The following is a 23,165-nucleotide window of genomic DNA, read 5'->3' as shown; positions in this document are numbered from 1 at the left end:
GTAGCTTTTATGATAGAAATGTTACTCCTTTGAATCGGTTTTATTTTTATCCAATGCAACTATCTTTAGCTTTTTATGCTGCCGCACATAACTTTGAATAATGTGTTGCGCATCGGGATTGTGACCCATAGGAGCAATAATAGATCTTAGGATATCAATATTGTTAATCTGATGATTAAGATTAAAATATCCGATTCCTTTAAACTCGCCATCTTCTATTAGTATTACACTTTGCTCATCGATATCGCGACCACGATCAATCACGATCATGTCTTTATTTTCAAAGGAATGATCAGAAATAAATTCTTGTACACGTTTATTATAATCCTCAATAGATTCATTTTCAATACACGCGCCATTACACTGTTTAATAGTATGATTAAAACAATTTTCTTTTCCTTTATCTAACCCCATTAACTTTAGACATAGGTTATATTCTTCAGTCCATCGATACATAAAAGATTTAGCCTGCTGTCTATTCGTAAATGTTGTAATACTAGATTTACGTCTATCAACTTTGTTCACTTGTAGATTTATATAACCATTGCTATCTGTAAATTGATATAATGCCTGATCAAATTTGGTTCTTTTAAGTGATCGATTATATTTGGGTCTGTTAAGTTTTATCTCTTCATTTTCTTTTAAAAGCGCTAATAATTCGCTGCCAGTAATTTCGTAAGTTACATTTGCTACTTCTTCCTGAATATTTTTTGATTTTCTATTATCATTAGTGAAATGCTGAGTAACTCGTTTTTTAATGTTTTTACTTTTTCCAATATAGATTATGGTGCCATCTTCTCGGTGCATATAATAGACTCCTGTTGTTGATGGAACATTCTCGATAAGTTTAAGCAGTTTATCGTCTACTTTTTTCTTAGTGTCCAAGCGGACAGTTTCTTTAAGAATGTTTTTTTCTACATCCTTGGATAAGAGTAGTTTAAAGAGTTTTACAGTAGCTTGTGCATCCCCAGTAGCTCTATGTCTATCTGAAATTGCAATTCCTAAACTACGAACTAATTTTCCGAGACTATATGATTTTTGATCAGGAATCAGTTTTTGAGAGAGTTCTACTGTACAGAGTGACTGGCGTTCAAAATCAAAACCAAGTCTATTAAATTCAGTTCTTAAAATTCTATAGTCGAAAGATGCATTATGTGCCACGATAATGCAATCTGTGGTGATTTCAACAATTCTTTTAGCTACTTCGTAAAATTTAGGAGCATTACGAAGCATTTTATTATTTATTCCTGTTAAGTTAACCACAAAGGGTTGTATCGGCTTTTCTGGATTAATTAAACTAATGAATTGATCGACTACTTTATGGCCGTCAAATTTGTAGATCGCAATTTCTGTGATTCCTTCTTCATTATATTTTCCTCCTGTGGTTTCTATATCTAAAATTGCGTACATCATTCTTTTCTGGTGGGGTAGTCTTTATATATTAGTTTATTTCTCGACCTAAAGTAACATTTTTTAATGACTATAATTTCTTGCACCAAAAATAGAACTTCCTATGCGTACCATGGTACTACCACATTCTATTGCAAGTTGGTAGTCTCCACTCATTCCAATTGATAGTGTTTTTAATGTAGGATGATCAGTTTTAAGTTTTTCAAAAAAGGATTGTATGCTGTTAAATTCGTTTTTGATTTGTTCTTTATTATCAGTAAAGGTTGCCATTCCCATTAATCCTGTAATGTTAATATTAGCAAGTGATTTAACCTCTTGAGAATTCAATAAATCAATGGCTTCGTTAGTATTAAGTCCAAATTTACTTTCTTCCTGAGCTATTTTGATCTGTAATAGGCAATTGATTGTTCTATCATTTTTGATAGCTTGTTTATTGATTTCTTTTAAAAGCTTAAAACTGTCAACAGCATGAATAGTATCTACATATGGCGCCATGAACTTTACTTTATTAGTCTGTACATGACCTATCATATGCCAGGAAATATCCTTAGGCATTTTTTCCCATTTTTGGGTCATTTCCTGAATCTTATTTTCTCCAAAAATTCTTTGTCCGGCTTGATAAGCTTCTAATAAATCTGAAACAGGCTTAGTTTTAGATACAGCTACAAGAGTTACCTCTTTAGGAATCGTTTTGCGTATGTGTTTTAGGTTTTCCTCGATAGAATTCATAAGGTGCAAAGATACCTAAATTTACAAAAACTGAATTGTAATGTTGATTTTAGTGAAAGGAGATAATATTAATACTTTAGCTTATTTTTTTTGAATTTATCACCTATAATATACTTCTATATTTTCCTTCAAAGGACGCACTTTTTTAATTACCTTCCTTTGAAGAAAGAGTTGGGATGATGCTTTTTAAGAGGTTATCCTTAATTTCTAATTTCAGAATTCATAAATCGTGATACCACTTCTCAATTTTGGTTCGATATAGGTACTTTTAGGTGGCATCTTCAATCCTTGATCAGCTATCTTTTTGATTTGTTCTACAGCGGCTGGGAATAATCCAAAACCAACTTCGAATTCTCCTTGATCAATTTTACTTTTTACATATACAATATCATTCTTTCCATGAGAATACTCTATCCGATTGTCAGTTCTGAGATCTTTAATGCCAAGAATAGGATCTAATACAGTTTTAAATAGAATCTGCGCATCTAATTCTTCTAAGGCATTCGTGAATTCATAGATTGTTTTTCTAAGGTATAAAGAGTAAAACTCACCATCAAGATACATACTGAAATGATGTGGTTGTGACGGTTTGTATACTTCGATCCCTCGATTTTCTATTCTGAACCATTCATCTAGTCGAATTAAGAACTCTTCTTTTGATAAGCCATTAAGATCTTTAATTAATCTGTTGAATTCATATATTCTGAGGTCTGATTCAGGGATCAGATAACTCATGAAAAAGTTGTATGGTTCTGTACCTTGATGTTCTGAGTTGTCGGATGCTAGATCCTTTGCTAATAAATAAGAAGAGGCAGATCTATGATGTCCATCTGCAATATAGATAGTTTTCATTGTATCAAAGGCAGATTGAATTTTTTCAATACTTTTTTTATCATCCACTTTCCATACATAGTGCGTGTCACGGTAGGTAGTTGTAAATTCATATTCTGCTCTTTCTTGAGCAACGTTTTTAATTATTTGAGCGATTATGTCATTATCTGGATAGGTAAGAAGTACAGGTTCTGCATTAAATCCTACCGTTTTTAGATATTGTTTGAAAGTGGTCTCCCGATCTGATAAAGTATCTTCATGTTTTTTGATGATATCGTTTTCATAATCCTCTGCACTTGCGGCTGCAATAATACCAGAGAAGGATTCTTTTTCACGATTCACAATTTTATATATATAGAAACAAGGAGTTTCATCTTGCATAAAAATCTCATCTTCTTTAAATTCTAAATATCGATTGCGAACCAGTTTATAACGCTCTTCTCCCGAAATTTCTTTGTGATACTTATAACCTGGATTGACAATGTGTAAAAAAGAATAGGGGTTATAATCCATTCTAGAATCTCTTTCTACAGGAGTATAACTTTGATAAGAACGTGAAGCGATCAAACTTACTTTATCTCGTGTAGGACGAACTGCTCTGAATGGATTTATTTTTGCCATTAATTCTCATTTATAAATTTTGTAGGATCTAAATATCCTTCTGTGTTTTCTGAATATCCGCCACCGATATCCATAAAGATATCATCTCTAAGTTCCAGATGCAAATGCGCTAAATATTGCCCGTTTGCATTTCCTATAGTTGCTATCGACATTCCTTTTTTAACAAAGTCTCCTTTTTTTATTTTGATGGTTTGACAATGAGCATACACAGATTCATAATAGTTGCCTTTGTATTGATGAATGATACGTATTACATTTCCCCAACCACCATCAATATCTTCTGCAAAAGATACATAGCCATTAGCAATTGAATAAATAGTATCACCAAGGTCAGAGTTACCGCCACCAACACCGTTCCAGTCATCACCCAAATGATTATTTGTTCTAAACTTTTGAGCGTTATAATAACTACGCCCATTTGGTTTGCCTACCGGAAAGTCAAAATCTTTTGCAATAAATTCCTGATGTTTGTTAAAAAGAGCATCGTATTTGGCATACTTATCCTGAGTTTGTATTGAAGCTTTATCCTTCAACGTGATTGTATCTTCTGTCTTACAGAATAGAGAAAATAATACTATTATTGTAATAGAGAGAAACACCTTCATATAGTAAATTTATTATTTTTCCATAAACCATCAACTAAAAATACCTCTACACAAACTGCTTCGCTACTTTTTCCGCTTTTCTGCTTTCTGAGTAATCATAAAAACCTTCACCACTTTTTACTCCAAGCTTTCCAGCCATTACCATATTGACCAATAAAGGGCAAGGTGCGTATTTAGGATTTTTGAAACCATCATACATTACATTAAGTATAGAAAGACATACATCCAATCCAATAAAATCTGCTAATTGTAATGGTCCCATAGGATGCGCCATCCCTAATTTCATTACCGTGTCAATCTCAGAAACTCCGGCAACACCATTGTATAAAGTTTCAATAGATTCATTGATCATTGGCATTAGGATTCTGTTAGCTACAAATCCAGGATAGTCATTTACTTCCACAGGAACTTTTCCTAAAGTTTTAGACATTTCCATGATCGTATTAGTAACTTCATCTGATGTGTTGTATCCTCTAATGATCTCTACTAATTTCATAATAGGAACAGGGTTCATAAAATGCATACCAATCACCATATCTGGTCTTTGGGTAACCGCAGCAATCTGAGTGATAGAGATAGAAGAAGTGTTTGTCGCCAGGATCGTATCTTCCGAACAAGCTTCACTTAAATCTTTAAATATTTTTAGTTTTAGGTCAATATTTTCAGTGGCTGCTTCTACAACAAGACCTGCATATTCGACACCTTCTTTGATATTAGTATAAGTAGAAATATTTCCAAGCGTTGCTTCTTTATCAGCTTCAGAAATTTTCTCTTTAGCAATCATCCTGTCCAGGTTCTTCGTGATGGTCGCTAACCCTTTGTCCAAAGATTGCTGAGAGATGTCAATTAGTTGAACTTTAAATCCTTTTTGTGCAAAAGTATGGGCAATACCATTTCCCATGGTTCCTGCTCCGATTACTGCTATGTTTTTCATTAGTAAATTTATAATTTATGTCATTTCCGCGTAGGCGGAAATCTATTGTTTGTTTATTGTTTAAAAATAAATTCTCCTTCGTTATTTATTTTAGGAAATTTAAATTCCTTTTCTACGTCAAAAGCACTGTAAGTTGCTCTGCAAGATGCATAACAAACGGTTATTAAATTCGTATCCACATCCATCCATTTAAATTCTTTTACGAATATAGAATAGTTAGAATGTGTTTTTCCAGATATATGTTGTTCGAAAGCCAGCCGAACTCCTAATTCAATAGCAACATTCCAATAAGTTGCTTCATTTTTTTCATAAAAGAACTCTAATCCTTTATTTGAAGGAACGATTTCTAATGTAATCATACAAAAATAACCTCTTCCGTTAATTTGCTTTTTGATTGTATGACTTCCCTGTTTTCTGATATCTTTATTTTTGCCTAAAACACGCTATAATCTGTAACGCTACTTCTAATGCTTTTTTACCTTGAGTTAAGGATACGATTGGAGTAGTATTATTATTAATGGCATCCGCAAAAGTATCTAATTCATCCAATATGGCATTATTAGACGGAACTTCGGGGTTATCAAAATAGATTTGTTTTTTTACACCTTCTGCATTTTGTAAAATCATATCAAAGTCACCCGGTTGTTCCGGAGCATCTTTCATCTTTACAACTTCACATTTTTTCTCAAAGAAATCTACAGAGATATAGGCATCTTTCTGAAAAAACCTTGCTTTTCGCATGTTTTTTAATGAAATACGACTTGCAGTAAGGTTTGCGACACATCCATTTTCGAATTCAATTCTTGCATTTGCGATATCTGGTGTTTCACTAATTACAGAAACTCCACTTGCGCTAATATGTTTTACATTAGAATGTACTACACTAAGAATCGCATCGATATCGTGAATCATTAGATCTAATACTACAGGAACATCGGTTCCACGAGGATTAAATTCTGCCAGTCTATGTGCTTCAATAAACATTGGGTTATCGATCTTATTAGCAACCGCTGTATATGCAGGATTAAAACGTTCTACATGACCTACCTGACCTTTTACGTTATTAGCATTGGCCAATGCTATAAGCTTTTCTGCTTCTTCAACGGTATTGGTGATTGGTTTTTCTATAAAGACGTGTTTTCCAGCTTGTATAGCTTGTTTCGCAACTTCAAAATGTGCGAAAGTTGGTGTTACGATATCTACAACATCTACCGCATTAATTAATTCCTCAACAGAATTAAATAGTTGGTAACCAAACTCTTCAGTAATAGCTTTTGCTTGTTTGTCACTGGCATCATAGAAACCAATGAGTTCGTATTTTTCGGATTGTTCCAGGAGACGTAGGTGAATTTTTCCAAGGTGTCCTGCGCCAAGTACTCCGGCTTTGAGCATAATTCAAGATTTTACACAAAAATAGTATTATTTATAAATTCTAAATCTTAATTCTATCTAAAATGTAAAATAATCAGTTTAATGCTAAAATTGTTCTTTATTCTTTAAAATCTTTATGTAATTTTAGCCTGTTAATCTACCCTAATGAAATCTAAAGATACATTAAAACACGCTGGTAAAAGAAAACAGCTCGTCGATGTACTAATCGACAAAGGAATTAAAGACCCATCCGTTCTTGCGGCTATTGGTAAGATACCCAGACATCTATTTATGGATTCTGGTTTTGATGATCACGCGTATCAGGATAAAGCATTTCCTATTGGTGCTGATCAAACCATTTCGCAGCCTTATACGGTTGCTTTTCAGTCAGAATTATTAGAAGTAGAGCGCGGCGATAAAGTATTAGAAATAGGAACAGGTTCTGGGTACCAAACAGCTGTTTTATGCGAATTAGGTTGTAAAGTGTATAGTATAGAAAGACAGCAAGAATTGTTTAAAAAGACAAAGTTGTTTTTACCTAAATTAGGATATCGCCCTAAATACCTATCTTTTGGAGATGGTTATAAAGGGTTGCCAGAATACGCAACGTATAAAGGTATTATTGTCACTGCAGGAGCTCCATATGTTCCCAAACCGTTACTTGCTCAATTAGAAATTGGAGGTAGGTTAGTGATTCCCGTAGGTAATGATCCACAAGTTATGACTTTGTTTATTCGTAAAAGTGAAACTAAATTCGAAAAACACGAATTTGGAGAGTTTCGCTTTGTTCCTTTGTTAGAGGATAAGAATTAGATTTATTGTAATGAGAATATTAGAGCTCTATATTTTTCCTGTTATTTACTTAGTAGGGATGGTGATATACTTTTTGGGTTGGCCTTACGGAAATGAATTGATTATAATATCACTATTTGGATTATCTTGTTTATACTTTTATTTCGGCTTTGCGATCTTCAATGAGATACCTTTCCGAAGAATTTTTAAAAAAGAGTCGTATCAAGGAATTTCAGCCTGGAGAATAATTGGTGCTATATGCACAGGATTTTCGATTTCCATTCTATTATTAGGAGTAATGTTTAAAATATTTCGTTGGCCATTTGGAAATCAGTTGCTGATTATTGGAGTTAATTTTCTAAATGTTGTATTTGTAATTGGTTTTGTTAAGATTATAAAAGAGAAAAGATCATTTTACCAAAGACTTATGGTAAGAGTAGTTTTTTTCGGTTTATTAGGATATCTATTTATATTTCTGTCAGATTACACTTTTTTAGAATTAAAATATAAAAATCATCCTGATTATATTGAAGCAGTTAAACGATTAGATCAAGATCCGGAGAATCCTGAGTTGCGGCAGGAAGAGCAAAGAGCTTACGAAAAAATGATAAGAGAGTAATCTGGTTGGTAGGGTAAATTTACTTATAATCCTTTTTAATTCGATCCAGTGTACGCTTATTGTCTCTATCTTTTATTGTTTCTCTTTTGTCGTACAATTTCTTACCTCTAGCTAGCGCAATATCTAATTTAGCTAAGCCACGATCATTTACAAATAATCGAGTAGGTATAATTGTAAGTCCAGAATTTTTAACTTCTTTTTCGAGTTTCTTTAGTTCTTGCTTGTTTAGTAGTAGTTTTCGCTCACTTTTAGGATTATGATTAAAATAGGTAGCGTGCGAATATTCTTCGATATTCATATTAATCACAAAGAGTTCTCCATTATTATGAAACTCACAGAAACTTTCTGCAATACCAGCCTTTCCTTCTCTAATTGCTTTGATCTCTGTCCCGACAAGTTTAATACCGGCTGTATATTTATCCAAAAATTCGTACTCGAATTTGGCTTTTCTATTAAGTATGTTAATCTTATTCTGACTCATAATTTGTGCGCGCAAAAAGTTTGCAAAGAGTACAAAAATACAAAAAGCTTTCCCTAAAGAAAGCTTTGTGATTCATATTGTGATAAAAACTTTACTAAGGTTCCTGAAATTGTATGGTAGCAATTTTACCATCTGCATTTAGTTTTAGCTCCATTACCAAACTAATATTATCAAAAGCAGCGGTATAACTATTAATTCCTTCTGCCGATTCTATAAAAGTCAACGTTTTTAAGTTTCCGAATTGTGAGTGACACCCTTTGATAAAACGAGAAACTCCCTCCTTTGTCATTTCTTCCTGCATTTCAGTAGCATATAAATCAAAAACGGCATCAATGTTCTGAGTATTAAAGTTTTCCTGAAAAGCTTTCGTAGTTTTTTCGTAGGTGGCAGCATCTTGTGCTAACAATGGTTGCATAGCTATGCAGACCAAAAGAAGTAACATATTTTTCATAATATTAATAAGATTTAGGGATTGCAAAATAATTATCTTTTTCAAATTTCAAAAAAAAATAAACTTAAAATTAATGAATATGATGAAAGTTTTTCCCTCAAGTACCGTCTGTAACATTTAGATAACCTTGAAAAAAATATAGGGTTGTGAGTATGATGTTTTAGTTTAACAAAACTATTACAATTATTCTTAGTGTAACAATTATTTTAGTTCCCAAGTTAACAATGAGTTTATGAGAAAGTTTTCATTTTTAGTAGTACTATTATTTTTAGCATCTTTTACGACAGTTACCGTTCAGTTTTCTGTAGAACAGATTGTTAATAAGACGATTGAAAATGCTGGAGGATCAAAATTTGATAAAGCTAGTATTCGTTTTACGTTTAGAGGAAAAGAGTATAGAAGTGTACGAAGTAATGGTAATTATCAATTAGAAAGATTAATATCAGGTACTGATGGTATGGTTCATGACATCTTAAATAATCGAGGTTTGTCCAGATTCATTGAAAGCTGTAGTGTAAAAGTTGTAGATTCGATGGTTACCAAAATTAGTGATGGCGTAAATTCGGTACATTATTTCGCAAACTTACCTTATGGGTTGAACGCACCAGCTGTAAATAAAGAATTAGTAGGCGAATCTAAAATTAAAAATATATCGTATTATAAAATTAAAGTAACGTTCGATCAAGAAGGAGGTGGAACAGATTTTGAAGATGAATTTATGTATTGGATTCATAAAGAGAACTTTACTATTGATTACCTAGCGTATAAATACGCTGTGGATGGAGGCGGTATTCGATTTAGAGAAGCGTATAATCCAAGAATAATTAATGGAATTCGATTTGTAGACTATAAGAATTACAAAACCGATAATCTTTCTACATCATTATCTAGATTAGATGTGATGTTTGAAAATGAACAATTAAAACTACTATCCAAAATTGAACTAGAAGATATCTATGTATATCTTGAGAAGGATTGTTGCTAATTAATATTAAGAACGGTATCTGTAATTATATCTCCTGTAACTTTGATTATAAATAGTTTGCTGTAGTCTTTTTCATCAATATCATTATATTTTTTTTGACCGATTATCTTATTGACAAATGCAGGTGTGGTATTGCTATGTCCAACTATTACCGAAGTTTTACCTTTTGTTTGAGCCTGAAATGCTGAATTATATAAATCTCTTGGATCATATAGTGTAATCTCAATATTTCTATTTTTAGAAATAGGTTCCCCTGTTTGAAGTGTTCTTGCATAGTTTGTGCTAAATACTTTATCTATTTCTATATCTGCTAATATTTTTACTAAACTTTCTGATCGTTTTTTACCTTCTTCAGTTAGGTTAGGGTTTCTGTTGGTCGTGTCACTAAGATCTTTTTCTGAATGTCTAACTAAAATATAAGTAGTGGTGGTGTTTTTACTTTCTACAGCTTTCTGAGCGCAGCTCGAAAATGAAACTAGAAGTAACAGTAAAAAAGTAGTTAAGATATATTTTATTTTCATGACTATAGCGTTTTAATGAGTTCAAGTAATATCAATTGATTGATTTGTTCTGAAATAGGATTAAAATTGTTATCAGAAATCAAAAGTAATGATTGATTTCCATTAGCTAATATAGGACCAAAGGTGATTCCTTCTATATTATCAACAATTTGATCGGTCAGTTGATTTCTAATAGATTCAAAATCAAAAAGTAATTGCTTGATAGCTGATTGATACTTTTTGTCTTTTAGAGATTCAAAACCTAATGTATTTGTTGCGTCTTGTATATTAGTTAAGTAAATTCTTACAGTATTTCCTTGTGTTCCATAGCCAGCAGCATATCCACGTTCTACAATTAAGAATTGATTTTTAGTAAGCTGCAGTAGTGCTGTTACGCCATTTACTCCAAATTTTTCATTCGGATCTTTAGCGAGCTTATCCAGAGGATATGTAAATTGAAAATCTGCTTGATTTGTATCTACATTAAAATGCGTAATTCTTATAGGAGCTCCTGAATTATCAAACGTTGGTTCTTCTCCATCTAGTTTTAAAGGAAGCTCCATAGCCGCCCAATACCCTTTGTTATTTATATTATTTACTAATCCTTCGAATACTCCATTATGTCTTGGTATGTTCTTAGAAGTACTATCTGTTAAGAAATAGGGGGGAAGTAGAAATTTGTTTTGATAATTTCCAGTAGCATCTGTAATAAAAATAGCTGGATTATAGTCGCGCTTTATAGATCCCTCACTTGTAAATATGAATTTGTTTTTTCCGAAAGTTCTTATAGCTTCTAGATCAGCTACGTTTTTATGTAGAAATTGATTATTTGGATCCTTCAATTTTATAAGTCTATCCAGTGTTATCTTATTGAATTTATTGTTTTTTAAAGAAATAGATGCTTTGTAAAATCTTGGATTTTTAGCATCATCACAGACAATATAATATGTATTCTGCTCTTTGTGATATTCAATACCAGAAAGTCCTCCAATTTTCGAGCCTTCGAAAATGGAATCGTTATATATTACATACTCATCTAAGTATTTAATTTTAAAAGAATTTCCAGATTCACTATTAGGTATGCTAGCACATGAGATTAATCCATAGACTATCGATAGTACGCTAGTGTAATGAAAAACAACTTTCTTAATCATATAAAATAATAAAGCCTCTAAGATAGTTCTTAGAGGCTTTACAAATAGAAGTTTTATAAGATTTTTATAAATCTATAATTTTACAAATTTTGTAGTAGTTGATACATTATTAGAACTTACTTTTAAAATGTAATTACCCGATTGTAAGTTTCCAATATTAACCTGCGGATTGTCTTGATTTATATCTTCATAAAAAACAGATCTTCCGTTCATATCAAAAACAGTAAGATCATCAATTACGATAGAAGAATTTACTGATAGAATATCTTTTACTGGATTTTGATCTAATGAAAGTTTTACATTATTAATAGTAAAATTATCTACGCTCAATGTTTCTGCACGAGAAATTAAATGGTTTCTGATAAAGATACCGGATGTCGTAAGATTTCCGTTTATTAGTCCTTGTACATCCATACCCGGACTCACAACGCAGGAATCTTCATTTTTGTGAGCTACTGTCCAATTAACATAACTAATATTGTTAGTAATCATAAAATCCATCCATGTTTGTGATTCCTGAGGATTATATCCTCCATTTCCACTAAAATGTGTTGTTCCCCATTCTGTAACAAATAACGCAATACCAGAATTCATTGCTGCAATAGCACGATCTCTAAGAAATTCTTTATGCGAATCGGCATAAAAATGTAACGTGTATGCTAAATTAGGATCTCCTGTAATGGGGTTAGCGGCTGCTTTATCTACATCCTGACACCAGGTAGGTGTACCTACTATAATAAGGTTGTCAGGGTCTTTTGCTCTTATAGCTTGAATTACTGGGGTTGCATAGTTTTTAACAGTATTCCAGGGAGTTGTGTCTAAAGGTTCATTATATATTTCATAAATTACATTGTCTTTATCTCCGTATAATTCTGCCATTTCTCCAAAAAATGCTGCGGCTTCAGTTTCATAACTTTCTGCTGCATGCGTATGCCAATCTATAATTACATAAACACCTTTAGCAATTGCAGCGTCTATAACTGCTTTTATTTTAGTTTTTTGTGCCTGCGGGCTATCAATATATCCATTTCCTCCATCCCAAGTTTCTTTAACCCCTAAAGCTATTCTTACAATAGAACTTTTCCAATCATCTGCAAGATGATTAACTGTTTGTGAATTATAAAAATCACCCCCATCTCCTGCGTTGCTCCAAAAAAGACTCATCCCAGCAAGGCTTATTTTTTCTCCATTTTCTGCCGTTACGTGACTTCCGTTAACTTGTAGTTTTCCGTATCTTTCTACTACTGTTTGGGAGTAAATTGTTTGATTAGTTACTAGGGTGAATAATAGAATACCTATTAATTTTAAATTTTGTTTTTCAAAAAAGTTTTTTCCTAAGAGAGTAAATTTGGGTTTCATTATTAAGTTTTTAGAGTTGAGTTAATGAAATATACTGGTTAACCAGATTTTTGGTTAACGAATTCTTTTTATTTTTAGTATAGAGATTATAAGTTATTCGCTGAAATATTGATTAAAAAGATTAATAATATTCAATAATTTAATTGTAGAAGTGATTTTCTTTAACTATTAATATAAGGAAAGAAAAGATAAATAAACAAGAGTAGCCTCAATACATTTTAAAAACTTGTATTGAGGTTATGTTGTTTTAGTGGAGTTAGCAAACGTTTCAAAGCATTATCCTAATAGACCCAATTGCCAGGCAACTATGGTCATAGAAAGAATAGCGATGATAAAAAATCCAATAAAAAAATATGAGCTTCTCTTCTTTTGAGAGGAGCCAAGATCTCCAGAAGACTTCATACTGGTTAGATTTTGTTGATTGATGTATTTATAAGACTCCATCACAAGGTAAATGTTACACCTTTTGTGGTTTTAATTGTAAAATTCTTTCATTAAACGTAGTTGCTTCTAAAGGATTCAATATAGAATTAAACAACTCCATCAGTTCTGGAGTATGATTCCAACGCTTTTGTTTTAGTAAATTAAAATGCACAAAAGAACTCCACATCACCGCTTTTAACTCTGTTTTGTCGTGATTCCACATACGTATTTCTACATGTAATTCGTTCTCTGTGTGAAAGAAAAGTTGCGAGTCAATAATGATATCTTCCATTAAGAATGTTGGTCGTAAGTAAGCAATTTGATTAGTGCCAACAACCCAACTTATGCCTTGTGTTTGTGCCATTTTAAAAAGATCTAGGTTGTAATGATCAATTATTTGATCTTCTCTGGCATTGATCATATAATTAATATACTCTGCATTATTGAGATGATTAAAAGGATCACAATGTTGGAATCTAATTTTAGCTTTGCTTTCTAGGATTTTCGGTAACGTTGTCATTGTAGTATACTGTTTTTATACCAATCGGTATATTTTGGTTTAAAAAAAATGTTTTAAAGCTTTAATTCGTTTATAATAATGGCATCTATTTGATCCATTGTTTGCAGAAGATAACTATTATCCTCCATGGTATGTGTCATAAAAATTGCACCAACAATCATAGTATATAATCTTTTAGCATATAGAATAGAATCAATTTTATATTGTATTTCTCCGGCTTGTTTTCCATTATCTATAAGCAGTACTAGGTTATTTTGTATTTTATTTATGGTATACTGTACATATTTAAAAAGAGCAGTGTTTTGGTGCTTGGCATCTACTCCCATATTAAGTACAGGACAACCACCAAGTTCATGACTATAATCATAATAATTACGATAAAAATCAGTAACCAAAAATAACTTTTCGATTGAAGAATCACTAAGAGTTTGATGATCTGTAATACGTCTTAGCATGTTTTTTACAGTCATCGTAAAAGCCGCAATGGCTAATTCTTCTTTGTTTTTAAAATTTCCGTAAATAGCACCCTTTGTTAATCCAGTAGCTTTAGTTATATCGCTTAAACTGGTTGCTGCATACCCATTTTTATTAAAAATAGGTGCAACCGTAGTGATAATAAATTCTGCAGTTTGTTCGGCTTTGGTATGCATTTATCTAAACTTAATGAATCAAATATAACTAAAATATACCGAATGGTATATTTTATGAGTTAAACTTTAACATTACTAATTAATTATATGTGTTTTTTACTAGTCTGAATTTTAATAGTAAGATAACTTCATAAACTACATATTATAACTATCTTGTAATGCTAATTTTATTGTTATGAAAAACATCTACTTTTTAGTTTTGACTATATTATTTTCTCACTTTTCTTTCGGACAGGTTGTAATTAATGAATTAGATTCTGATACGCCTAGTACGGATACACAAGAGTTCATAGAATTAAAATCCAATACTCCTAATTTTTCTTTAGATGGGTTAGTTTTGGTATTGTTTAATGGTTCTGCTAGTGGAGGTGATTCCAGTTATTTTACACTCGATCTTGACGGTTATACTACTGATATTAATGGGATTTTCTTAATCGGTGGCCCTGAAGTTTCACCAGTGCCAGATTTTTTATTATTTGAAAACACCATACAGAATGGAGCGGATGCAGTGGCGATTTATTTAGGTAATGAAGCTGATTTTCCGGAAGGAACAGTAGCAACTACTACTAATTTATTGGATGCATTAATACATGATACTGATGATGCAGATGATACGGGTCTTATGACTTTACTAGGATTAATGGAACAAATCAATGAAGATGAAAATAATAATAAAACTACAGAATCTATTCAGCGAAAAGATGATGGAACTTATGAGGTAAAAACTCCAACTCCAGGAGCTCTGAATGATGGAAGTGGAGTTCAGTTTAATGGAATTATGATTAGTACCTCATTAGACGAATATAATGAAGGGGATAGTATTGATATTGTCTTTACTACAGAGATGAATGTTACAAGCGACCTCACTTTTGATGTTATAATTACTAACGAAGGTTTTATGACTTCAGATTATTCTGGTAGCACATCTGTAACTATTCCAACTGGAATGAATACCGTTATTAATACAATTCAGATTGTTGATGATTCGGATGATGAAGGCGATGAGGTGATGAAGATCACTTTTGGATCAATTCCTTTAGGATTTGTACGTTTGAATGACAATAAGGAGGTGAGAATTACAGATAATGATTTTACTGTAGCATCTTGGGGAACTCCAGTGAATCCAACCTTTGGTAATGTTGCTAGTACTGCACCTGTAGATTATTATAATCCTTTAGAAGGATTAGCCGATACTGCTTTGGTGCAAGCTATTCAGGATATTGTAGCAGATCCTGCAACAGTAAGAACTCATTCTTATGCAGATATTGTTGAGATTTTAAGTAGTGCAGATCAAAGCCCAGAAAATAGTAATCAAGTTTGGTTGTTGTACACGGAGCAAAATCGTGCGAAGTTAGATTTTGCAGGATTTACAGATGCGAGTGATAGCTGGAATCGAGAACATACGTATCCAAGATCTAGAGGAGAATTTGGAGATTACAGAGAGTTTGATGACATAGCAGATGGTATGTCTGGGTTTTTTACTACAAATGCAGATTCATTACGTCATGCTAATTCAGATGCACACGGTTTGAGGGCTACAGATTCTAATGAGAATAGTTCTAGAGGAAATCAACATTATGGAGAATACAATGGTCCAGCGGCAAATCAAGGGAGTTGGAAAGGTGATGTGGCTAGAGGCATTTTTTTCCTTGTAACGAGGTATAATGCTTTGCAAGTCGTTAATGGTTTTCCTGACGATACAGATAACACCATATCGGAACTCGGTGATCTAGCTACTTTATTGGATTGGCATAGAAATGACCCACCTGATGATTTTGAAATGAATCGGAATAATATTATTTATAACTGGCAGTTTAATCGTAATCCGTTTATTGATCAACCAAGTTTAGTAGAATATATTTGGGGTGATAATATTGGGCAAACTTGGTCTAATACATTATCTGTAAATGAGAATGAGAGGCCAGAATTTTCTGTTTACCCAAACCCGGCAAGTGATTATATTACTTTATTGGCAAAAGGAAAACACGGAGATGTGGAGGTTTTTGATACCTTAGGAAATATGTTAGTCACTCAATCCTTTAATGAAACAACGAGGATACATCTTAATCTATCTGCAGGATTGTATTTGATGCGAATATATCACGATGATACTTCAGTGATGAAAAGAATTATTATTAAGTAAAACACTATTAGTTCTTACCAAGATTACTATATATCACATCATCTGATACGATTCTTGCTATGCTTCTGGGGAGTATACAGGAATCATCAATAGTCATGTTTTGATATTCCAAAAGAACATTATATTTTTCAATAACTCTACTTGCCTGATTACAATCAGTAATCTGGTTTTTTACGTAGTTAGTTTTTGGATTTTTAGCTCGGTTGCTTCTGGTTTCAAAATCTTTAAACTGGCATTTTATAGGTTCGAAATTATGAAAATAGAACCGTTCTTCCAGAGTTAATGTTACATCTATTTTTTGAATTCTTTTCTTTCTGTTTTTTTCATAATCTTGATATTTTACTTTATGTGTAGAGAACTCAAAGAATAACTGATCATCCCAGATGTAATATTCATCTTTGTATGATACATATCCTTGAGTATATTGATGGATGATGTGCTTTAGTTCGCGGCTATTATAGTAAAATGTTAGTGTGCCTTTTTCAAGGGACTCTTCACAGGTATAATCCGAATGATATTGTCGGAGTGTATTATTATCTACAAGTTCCCGAATAAGTAAGTATTTACTTTTAATATCAGCCAAAATCTCCCTCTTTTCTTGTGCAAGGGAAATCGCCGATGTAAGTATACAAAGAGATAATATTAAAGTTGGTTTCATTGCATAGCAATTTACTTAAAACTTTATCTCTTGTAAGAATTACTTATCAACTATGTAAGAATAAATCTGTTGATAACTACGGTAAAACCGTAAAAATATGATTATCTCGAAGCTTCTTCAATGTTATTTTTTCCCTAATAAATGTGAAAAAGGGTTAGTTTTTAACAAAAAACCACCCTTTTTCTTTAAGATTTAATTAACAGTATCGTCAGTTAAAGCACCAAGTCTGTTTGATTTCTGAATACTAAGGTACTATCAAATTCGTCTAATAAAATGATACTTTCTGTCGATACCTTACCAGCAAGAATCTCTTTTGATAGAGAATTTAACACCTCTTTTTGAATGGTACGTTTTACTGGTCTTGCACCAAATTCAGGTTGAAAACCTTTTTCTGCAAGAAAATTAATAGCTTCATCTGTAGCATCAAGTGTTATGTTTTGTTGTGCTAACATATGAGATACATTTTTCAATTGTAGCTTTACAATTTCATGAATGTTCGTCTTTGTTAATGGAGTGAACATAATGATATCATCAATTCTGTTTAAAAACTCCGGTCGTACAGATTGTTTTAATAACCCTAATACTTCAATTTTGGCACTTTCCATCGCAGTATCTACATCTTTTACTGCTTCAAATTTTTCTTGAATAATATGACCTCCCATGTTACTCGTCATAATGATAATGGTGTTTCTAAAATCGGCTGTTCTTCCTTTATTATCTGTTAATCGTCCTTCATCCAATACTTGTAATAGGATATTAAAAGTATCTGGATGCGCTTTTTCGATTTCATCTAATAGTACTACAGAATATGGTTTTCTTCTTACAGCTTCGGTTAATTGTCCACCTTCTTCATACCCAACATAACCTGGAGGAGCGCCTACCAATCTACTCACAGCATGTCGTTCTTGATATTCACTCATATCAATTCTAGTCATTGAACTCTCGTCATTAAAAAGATATTCGGCTAAGGCTTTAGCTAATTCTGTTTTACCAACTCCTGTAGTTCCTAGAAAAAGAAAAGATCCTATTGGTTTCTTCTGATCCTGTAATCCCGCACGACTTCTTCTAACCGCATCACTAACTGCGTGGATAGCTTCTGTTTGTCCTACGACGCGTTTTTGTAGTTCTTTTTCTAAAACCAAAAGTTTTTCACGATCACTTTGTAACATTTTGGTTACAGGAATCCCAGTCCATTTAGCAACAACTTCGGCAATATCTTCATTGGTAACTTCTTCTTTAATCAATGAAGATTTACTTTGTTGTTGGTTCAGTTGTTCTTGTAATGCCTCTAATTTTTCTTGTGAATCCTTGATCTTTCCGTAACGCAGTTCAGCTACTTTTCCATAATCACCATTTCGTTCAGCACGTTCCGCTTCTAGTTTATACTCTTCTATATTGGTTTTGGTATTTTGAATAGCATCTACAACCTCTTTTTCACTTTGCCATTTAGAGAAAATCTCATTTCGTTCTTCCTTAAAATTAGCAAGATCTGCATTGAGTGATTTTAATTTAGACTCATCATTTTCACGTTTGATAGCTTCAATTTCAATTTCCAGTTGCATTATCTTTCTATCTAATACATCTAGTTCTTCAGGCTTAGAATTAATCTCCATTCTAAGTTTAGAAGCAGCTTCATCCATTAAATCAATAGCTTTATCCGGCAAAAATCTATTGGTGATATATCTTTGCGATAATTCTACAGCTGCAATAATTGCCTCATCTTTAATTCTTACTTTATGGTGAGCTTCATATTTCTCTTTGATACCTCTAAGGATAGAAATGGCACTTTCTGTATCTGGTTCATCTACGATTACTTTCTGAAACCTTCTTTCTAATGCTTTATCTTTTTCGAAGTACTTCTGATACTCATCCAGAGTAGTTGCTCCAATAGCGCGTAATTCTCCACGTGCCAATGCAGGTTTGAGTATATTTGCTGCATCCATAGCACCTTGACCGCCACCTGCACCAACTAGAGTGTGGATTTCATCTATAAATAAAACGATATTTCCATCGCTAGAAGTTACTTCTTTTACGACTGCCTTCAATCGTTCTTCAAACTCACCTTTAAACTTTGCACCGGCAATCAAAGCCCCCATATCTAAAGAATATATTTGTTTGTCTTTTAAATTATCGGGAATATCTCCTGCTATAATACGATGCGCTAATCCTTCGGCAATGGCAGTTTTACCAGTACCTGGTTCTCCAACTAGCATAGGATTGTTTTTGGTACGACGTGATAAGATTTGTAAAATTCTACGAATCTCTTCATCGCGACCAATTACCGGATCTAGTTTGCCGTTTTCTGCTAGTTCGTTAAGGTTTTTGGCGTATTTACTTAGAGATTGATAGGTTTCTTCTGCACTTTGTGAAGTTACTCTTTCTCCTTTGCGTATTTCATTAATTACTTCTCTAAGGTGTTTTTCAGTAACGCCTTGATCCTTTAGAATTTGACCAATTTTACTTTTAGATTTAAAAATAGCTATTATAAGATGTTCAATGGATACAAATTCGTCATCCATTTTTTTAGCAACAATACTTGCTTCATTTAATGATTTTCCTGCTTCACGAGATAATTGTATTTCTCCACCGCTTACTTTTGGAAAACTTTCTAATGTGCTATCCAGTACTTGTTGTAAGATGTTGATATTTACATTAAGCTTTTTTAAAATAAACGGAAGCACATTTTCATCTACATTAAATATAGCTTTAAAAATATGTTCATTTTCTATTTGCTGGTGACCATACTCTTGAGCAAGCAACTGTGCTTGTTGGATGGCCTCTTGTGATTTTATGGTGAAATTATTAAAGTTCATATTTCATTTCATTTTGTGTTCATACACTATAGAGCAAATAGTATTCCCATACTAAGTTAATGTCAAAATGTCTTTTAAGGGCTTGATTTTACTGACTTTTTGTCTATAAAGCCGTGTGGTAATTTCTTAGTGTATTATAAAGGTATTCAATTTTACAAAAGTTAGCCTTAGATATATAAGAGTGTTTTCAATAAATAATTTTGGGTAACCAACGTTATTTACGGATTATAACGATTTGATAACAAATTCTCATCAAATAGAAACGGATTCTATTTTGAGATTAGCTCAAGATCTTTATGTAATACCTTCATACGCTATTAATCAAAATTATAGTCTTTTATAAGTAAACTTATATTCTCGACTTCTATTTTAAAACTATTTTAAATGATTTTTTCTAAACGAATTTCAAGAATATTGGCTCTCATTTTATTCTTGATAGGCGGAAATATTTTTGCACGAGACATTTATGTTTCCAAAAGTGGAAATGATATAAATACAGGTACAATTGATAGTCCTTATCTAACTATTGCTAAAGCGGCATCAGAGGCTGTTGCAGGAGATACTGTATTTATAAGAGAAGGAACTTATGAAGAAACACTAAGTCCCGCTAATTCTGGAGCTGCAGGTAGTCCTATTGTTTTTACATCTTTTCCGGGAGAGAAAGTAATAATTACAGCTATGGAAGCTTTATCTGGATGGACACAAGATAGTGGAGTAGTGTATAAGACTAAGGTAGATTGGGATTTGGGTCAAGAAAACTTTGTCTTAAATGGCGATGTTGCTTTAGATTTAGCTCGTTGGCCTAATAATGATGATGGAAAACCATTTACTTTGAATTCGAAACGTAATGATGGCGGTAGTGGAAGTAATGTTATAAATAATGCTTTTCTAACTTCTTCAGAAATTCCTGCTATTGATTGGACAGGTGGTTCGGTTTTCTTTTATGGGGATAAACCAGGTTCCGGTTGGATCGCTTGGAAAGCTTTTATAACTAGCAGCACATCAGGTAGAGTCAATTTTGTGTTAGACAAAAACCCAGATTGGATAAGAACATTTCATGCTCCCGCAGATGGAGGAGATTTTTATCTAGAAGGTGTTAAAGCAGCTTTGGATTATCAGAATGAATGGTGGTTTGATAAGAATACAAAAGAATTGTTTGTACAGCTACCTAATGGAACCGCTCCTCAGGATGGAATGGTAAGCATGAGAAAGAGAGAAATAACTATAAATCTTAACGGAAGAAGTTATATTGAGGTTAGAAACCTTGCTGTTTTCGGTGGAGCTATCGAATTAAAGACGAATTCTAATAATAATATACTTTTTGGGATATCATCGTTTTATGGAAATCATACTCAAGGAATTTTTAGGGGTTTCAATGCAGGAAAACCAAGTGTTGAAGTAAACGGTACAAGGAATAGTATCGAAAAATGTGAAATCGCTTTTAGTGCAGCAACAGGAGTACGTTTAGGAGGTAATTTTAATGAGTTAAAAAATAATTACATTCACGATTTTAATTACTTAGGATCTTATGATGCTCCTTTGGTGGCTAGAGGTGGTACTGACAATAAAATTTTAAGGAATACCATATTTAATGGCGGTAGAGATGGTATCAATTATAATGGGAACCGTTGTGAAATTGCGTATAACGATGTGTATAAAAGTAATCTGATAGCAGATGATTGTGGAACTTTTTATACGGTGGGAGGACCCCAAAACACTGAAATACATCATAATTGGTTTCACGATACAGCATCCAGAGGTTCTAAGAGAAAAGCGGCTGGTATTTATTTGGATAATGACGCAGAAGCATTTTCTGTTCATCATAATGTAGTTTGGAATACAGAGTGGGCAGGTGTTCAGATTAATTGGGATGGAAAAGATATAGATGTTTTTAATAATACCTTTTATGACAATTCTGACGAAATGGGAGCCTGGCATAAAGAAGGGACTTCTTTTACCAATGTAAAGGTTTGGAATAATTTGGGATTCAAAGGTGAATGGGAACCACAATCCGATAAGCAAAATAATTTAGTTACCGATCCTTCTGCATTTGAAAACCCAAACATGGGAAACTTTTATTTAAAAAATGAGTCAGGTCCTATAGATCAAGGTCGGGTAATAACTGGAATTACAGATGGTTTTATTGGGGCAAATCCAGATGTCGGTGCTTATGAAAATGGAGGTGAAAGATGGGTAGCTGGGATTTTATGGGATCCGAGATTTGGACCAACAGGCAATGGTTGCTATGGATTGCCAGGCGAAACTTGCGAATCTTGTACTACACCTTCTACGTGGTATGCAGATGTCGATAATGACGGACTTGGAGATTTAAATGATCCACAATCTGCCTGTACGCAGCCATCAGGATATGTTACTAATGCTGATGATGCTTGTCCTGTAGATAATTTAAATACCTGTACAATAATTCACGAATTACCTGGTATTATTGAAGCAGAAGAATATACACTACAACAAGGTGTTCAAAGAGAAGATACGTCCGATAATGGAGGAGGTATGAACATAGGTTTTATAGAAAATGGGGATTATACAGAGTATCAAAGTTCTGTGGAAACAACGGGAATGTATATCATTTCGATTAGAGTTGCTTCGGGCTCGCAAGGTGGTACAATTACTATTTTGAGCGATGGTACTTCTTTAGGGAGTATTAATGTTGACAATACAGGAGATTGGCAAACATGGCAAACGATTAATACAAATATTAACCTTACTTCAGGAACACAAAACATTCGATTGGTTTATAGTGGAGGCGTAGGGTTTTTATTAAACCTGAATAGTATTGAATTTTCATTGTCTACATTGTCTATTGATAATTTTAATAGAAATCTAGTAAATATTTACCCCAACCCAGTACAGAATTCGCTTTTTATTCAAGGGCTTAAAAGTAATCAAGAATTTAGTATAGTTGATATTACCGGAAGGGTAGTGAAACAATTCTATACTTCAGATAGTCAGGAAGAAATAGATGTTTCGAAACTCATAAGAGGACTTTATTTGCTAAGAGACAAAGCCACTAACTTTTCTTATAAGTTTGTGAAAAACTAAATTTTCCTATAGATCTTATATTAATAACTGTATTTAGGAAATTTATATAAAAA

22 protein-coding genes are annotated in these 23,165 nt (G+C 32.8%); 5 read left to right on the top strand and 17 right to left on the bottom strand.

Going from position 1 to position 23,165, the window contains the following annotated elements; all coding sequences use genetic code 11:
* Positions 1-21: 21 nt before the first annotated feature.
* From Q0910_RS20330 to Q0910_RS20300, 7 genes are all read right to left on the bottom strand, one after another.
* Complete coding sequence (locus tag Q0910_RS20330; protein ID WP_299220831.1) at positions 22-1,410, bottom strand: exonuclease domain-containing protein; 1,389 nt, start codon at positions 1,408-1,410, stop codon at positions 22-24.
* 63 nt (positions 1,411-1,473) lie between these two features.
* Complete coding sequence (locus Q0910_RS20325; protein ID WP_299220628.1) at positions 1,474-2,139, bottom strand: YggS family pyridoxal phosphate-dependent enzyme; 666 nt, start codon at positions 2,137-2,139, stop codon at positions 1,474-1,476.
* 213 nt (positions 2,140-2,352) lie between these two features.
* Entirely contained in the window at positions 2,353-3,591 is a 1,239-nt protein-coding gene (locus tag Q0910_RS20320; protein WP_299220626.1) for a DUF1015 domain-containing protein, read from the bottom strand.
* Positions 3,591-4,196 carry a M23 family metallopeptidase gene (locus tag Q0910_RS20315; RefSeq protein ID WP_299220624.1) on the bottom strand — a complete coding sequence of 202 codons (606 nt, stop codon included), beginning with the start codon at positions 4,194-4,196 and terminating at the stop codon, positions 3,591-3,593. Before Q0910_RS20315 ends, Q0910_RS20320 begins: the two co-directional genes overlap by 1 nt.
* Positions 4,197-4,242: 46 nt before the next feature.
* Complete coding sequence (locus tag Q0910_RS20310; RefSeq protein ID WP_299220621.1) at positions 4,243-5,130, bottom strand: 3-hydroxybutyryl-CoA dehydrogenase; 888 nt, start codon at positions 5,128-5,130, stop codon at positions 4,243-4,245.
* Positions 5,131-5,183: 53 nt separating this feature from the next.
* Entirely contained in the window at positions 5,184-5,489 is a 306-nt protein-coding gene (locus Q0910_RS20305) for a hypothetical protein (protein ID WP_299220619.1), read from the bottom strand.
* 64 nt (positions 5,490-5,553) lie between these two features.
* On the bottom strand, positions 5,554-6,522 hold the full coding sequence (locus Q0910_RS20300; RefSeq protein WP_299220616.1) for a Gfo/Idh/MocA family oxidoreductase: 969 nt from the start codon (positions 6,520-6,522) through the stop codon (positions 5,554-5,556).
* A gap of 144 nt (positions 6,523-6,666) precedes the next feature.
* Between Q0910_RS20300 and Q0910_RS20295 the strand changes: the two genes are divergently transcribed.
* On the top strand, positions 6,667-7,314 hold the full coding sequence (locus Q0910_RS20295) for a protein-L-isoaspartate(D-aspartate) O-methyltransferase (protein ID WP_299220613.1): 648 nt from the start codon (positions 6,667-6,669) through the stop codon (positions 7,312-7,314).
* Between the two features lie 10 nt (positions 7,315-7,324).
* Positions 7,325-7,912, top strand: a complete 588-nt coding sequence (locus tag Q0910_RS20290; protein WP_299220610.1) for a hypothetical protein — start codon at positions 7,325-7,327, stop codon at positions 7,910-7,912.
* A 19-nt stretch (positions 7,913-7,931) separates the two neighbouring features.
* On the opposite strand, the gene smpB is transcribed toward Q0910_RS20290, so the two are convergent.
* Positions 7,932-8,393: an SsrA-binding protein SmpB gene (smpB, locus tag Q0910_RS20285; protein ID WP_299220607.1), complete on the bottom strand. Its 462-nt coding sequence runs from the start codon at positions 8,391-8,393 to the stop codon at positions 7,932-7,934.
* Between the two features lie 94 nt (positions 8,394-8,487).
* Positions 8,488-8,844, bottom strand: coding sequence for a DUF3887 domain-containing protein (locus tag Q0910_RS20280; RefSeq protein ID WP_299220604.1), 357 nt, complete (start codon positions 8,842-8,844; stop codon positions 8,488-8,490).
* Between the two features lie 232 nt (positions 8,845-9,076).
* Between Q0910_RS20280 and Q0910_RS20275 the strand changes: the two genes are divergently transcribed.
* Positions 9,077-9,829, top strand: coding sequence for a DUF6503 family protein (locus Q0910_RS20275; protein WP_299220601.1), 753 nt, complete (start codon positions 9,077-9,079; stop codon positions 9,827-9,829).
* Here the strand turns inward: Q0910_RS20275 and Q0910_RS20270 are convergent.
* The 6 genes from Q0910_RS20270 to Q0910_RS20245 form a co-directional block, all read right to left on the bottom strand.
* A complete protein-coding gene (locus Q0910_RS20270) occupies positions 9,826-10,350 on the bottom strand; it encodes a histidine phosphatase family protein (RefSeq protein WP_299220598.1) in 525 nt (174 codons plus the stop codon). The genes Q0910_RS20275 and Q0910_RS20270 overlap by 4 nt on opposite strands.
* Before the next feature lie 2 nt (positions 10,351-10,352).
* On the bottom strand, positions 10,353-11,483 hold the full coding sequence (locus Q0910_RS20265; protein ID WP_299220596.1) for an esterase-like activity of phytase family protein: 1,131 nt from the start codon (positions 11,481-11,483) through the stop codon (positions 10,353-10,355).
* A 72-nt stretch (positions 11,484-11,555) separates the two neighbouring features.
* Positions 11,556-12,842 carry a cellulase family glycosylhydrolase gene (locus tag Q0910_RS20260; protein WP_299220594.1) on the bottom strand — a complete coding sequence of 429 codons (1,287 nt, stop codon included), beginning with the start codon at positions 12,840-12,842 and terminating at the stop codon, positions 11,556-11,558.
* A 276-nt stretch (positions 12,843-13,118) separates the two neighbouring features.
* The gene (locus tag Q0910_RS20255) at positions 13,119-13,244 is read right to left on the bottom strand and encodes a hypothetical protein (protein WP_299220592.1); all 126 of its coding nucleotides are present in this window, start codon (positions 13,242-13,244) and stop codon (positions 13,119-13,121) included.
* A 55-nt stretch (positions 13,245-13,299) separates the two neighbouring features.
* Positions 13,300-13,785 (bottom strand): acyl-CoA thioesterase, encoded by a 486-nt coding sequence (locus tag Q0910_RS20250; protein ID WP_299220590.1) that lies wholly within the window; start codon positions 13,783-13,785, stop codon positions 13,300-13,302.
* Positions 13,786-13,838: 53 nt separating this feature from the next.
* Positions 13,839-14,435: a TetR/AcrR family transcriptional regulator gene (locus Q0910_RS20245; RefSeq protein ID WP_299220588.1), complete on the bottom strand. Its 597-nt coding sequence runs from the start codon at positions 14,433-14,435 to the stop codon at positions 13,839-13,841.
* Between the two features lie 175 nt (positions 14,436-14,610).
* On the opposite strand from Q0910_RS20245, the gene Q0910_RS20240 reads away from it, so the two are divergent.
* Positions 14,611-16,578, top strand: a complete 1,968-nt coding sequence (locus Q0910_RS20240) for an endonuclease (protein WP_299220586.1) — start codon at positions 14,611-14,613, stop codon at positions 16,576-16,578.
* Between the two features lie 7 nt (positions 16,579-16,585).
* Here the strand turns inward: Q0910_RS20240 and Q0910_RS20235 are convergent, their stop codons facing one another.
* Together Q0910_RS20235 and clpB are read right to left on the bottom strand one after the other, a co-directional pair.
* Positions 16,586-17,236, bottom strand: coding sequence for a hypothetical protein (locus Q0910_RS20235; protein ID WP_299220584.1), 651 nt, complete (start codon positions 17,234-17,236; stop codon positions 16,586-16,588).
* A gap of 212 nt (positions 17,237-17,448) precedes the next feature.
* Positions 17,449-20,049 carry an ATP-dependent chaperone ClpB gene (gene clpB, locus Q0910_RS20230; RefSeq protein WP_299220582.1) on the bottom strand — a complete coding sequence of 867 codons (2,601 nt, stop codon included), beginning with the start codon at positions 20,047-20,049 and terminating at the stop codon, positions 17,449-17,451.
* 384 nt (positions 20,050-20,433) lie between these two features.
* On the opposite strand from clpB, the gene Q0910_RS20225 reads away from it, so the two are divergent.
* Positions 20,434-23,112: a carbohydrate-binding protein gene (locus tag Q0910_RS20225; protein ID WP_299220580.1), complete on the top strand. Its 2,679-nt coding sequence runs from the start codon at positions 20,434-20,436 to the stop codon at positions 23,110-23,112.
* Positions 23,113-23,165 lie beyond the last annotated feature (53 nt).

This window comes from uncultured Aquimarina sp., assembly GCF_947495315.1.
Classification (GTDB): domain Bacteria; phylum Bacteroidota; class Bacteroidia; order Flavobacteriales; family Flavobacteriaceae; genus Aquimarina.
Note: the sequence above shows the minus strand (reverse complement) of the source record. Positions and strands in the feature narration are given on the sequence as shown.

Excerpts from the sequence above, each read along its gene's own strand:
- Q0910_RS20330 (WP_299220831.1), bottom strand. The coding sequence starts at position 1,410 with ATGTACGCAATTTTAGATATAGAAACCACAGGAGGAAAATATAATGAA.
- Q0910_RS20325 (WP_299220628.1), bottom strand. The coding sequence starts at position 2,139 with ATGAATTCTATCGAGGAAAACCTAAAACACATACGCAAAACGATTCCT.
- Q0910_RS20320 (WP_299220626.1), bottom strand. The coding sequence starts at position 3,591 with ATGGCAAAAATAAATCCATTCAGAGCAGTTCGTCCTACACGAGATAAA.
- Q0910_RS20315 (WP_299220624.1), bottom strand. The coding sequence starts at position 4,196 with ATGAAGGTGTTTCTCTCTATTACAATAATAGTATTATTTTCTCTATTC.
- Q0910_RS20310 (WP_299220621.1), bottom strand. The coding sequence starts at position 5,130 with ATGAAAAACATAGCAGTAATCGGAGCAGGAACCATGGGAAATGGTATT.
- Q0910_RS20305 (WP_299220619.1), bottom strand. The coding sequence starts at position 5,489 with ATGATTACATTAGAAATCGTTCCTTCAAATAAAGGATTAGAGTTCTTT.
- Q0910_RS20300 (WP_299220616.1), bottom strand. The coding sequence starts at position 6,522 with ATGCTCAAAGCCGGAGTACTTGGCGCAGGACACCTTGGAAAAATTCAC.
- Q0910_RS20295 (WP_299220613.1), top strand. The coding sequence starts at position 6,667 with ATGAAATCTAAAGATACATTAAAACACGCTGGTAAAAGAAAACAGCTC.
- Q0910_RS20290 (WP_299220610.1), top strand. The coding sequence starts at position 7,325 with ATGAGAATATTAGAGCTCTATATTTTTCCTGTTATTTACTTAGTAGGG.
- smpB (WP_299220607.1), bottom strand. The coding sequence starts at position 8,393 with ATGAGTCAGAATAAGATTAACATACTTAATAGAAAAGCCAAATTCGAG.
- Q0910_RS20280 (WP_299220604.1), bottom strand. The coding sequence starts at position 8,844 with ATGAAAAATATGTTACTTCTTTTGGTCTGCATAGCTATGCAACCATTG.
- Q0910_RS20275 (WP_299220601.1), top strand. The coding sequence starts at position 9,077 with ATGAGAAAGTTTTCATTTTTAGTAGTACTATTATTTTTAGCATCTTTT.
- Q0910_RS20270 (WP_299220598.1), bottom strand. The coding sequence starts at position 10,350 with ATGAAAATAAAATATATCTTAACTACTTTTTTACTGTTACTTCTAGTT.
- Q0910_RS20265 (WP_299220596.1), bottom strand. The coding sequence starts at position 11,483 with ATGATTAAGAAAGTTGTTTTTCATTACACTAGCGTACTATCGATAGTC.
- Q0910_RS20260 (WP_299220594.1), bottom strand. The coding sequence starts at position 12,842 with ATGAAACCCAAATTTACTCTCTTAGGAAAAAACTTTTTTGAAAAACAA.
- Q0910_RS20255 (WP_299220592.1), bottom strand. The coding sequence starts at position 13,244 with ATGAAGTCTTCTGGAGATCTTGGCTCCTCTCAAAAGAAGAGAAGCTCA.
- Q0910_RS20250 (WP_299220590.1), bottom strand. The coding sequence starts at position 13,785 with ATGACAACGTTACCGAAAATCCTAGAAAGCAAAGCTAAAATTAGATTC.
- Q0910_RS20245 (WP_299220588.1), bottom strand. The coding sequence starts at position 14,435 with ATGCATACCAAAGCCGAACAAACTGCAGAATTTATTATCACTACGGTT.
- Q0910_RS20240 (WP_299220586.1), top strand. The coding sequence starts at position 14,611 with ATGAAAAACATCTACTTTTTAGTTTTGACTATATTATTTTCTCACTTT.
- Q0910_RS20235 (WP_299220584.1), bottom strand. The coding sequence starts at position 17,236 with ATGAAACCAACTTTAATATTATCTCTTTGTATACTTACATCGGCGATT.
- clpB (WP_299220582.1), bottom strand. The coding sequence starts at position 20,049 with ATGAACTTTAATAATTTCACCATAAAATCACAAGAGGCCATCCAACAA.
- Q0910_RS20225 (WP_299220580.1), top strand. The coding sequence starts at position 20,434 with ATGATTTTTTCTAAACGAATTTCAAGAATATTGGCTCTCATTTTATTC.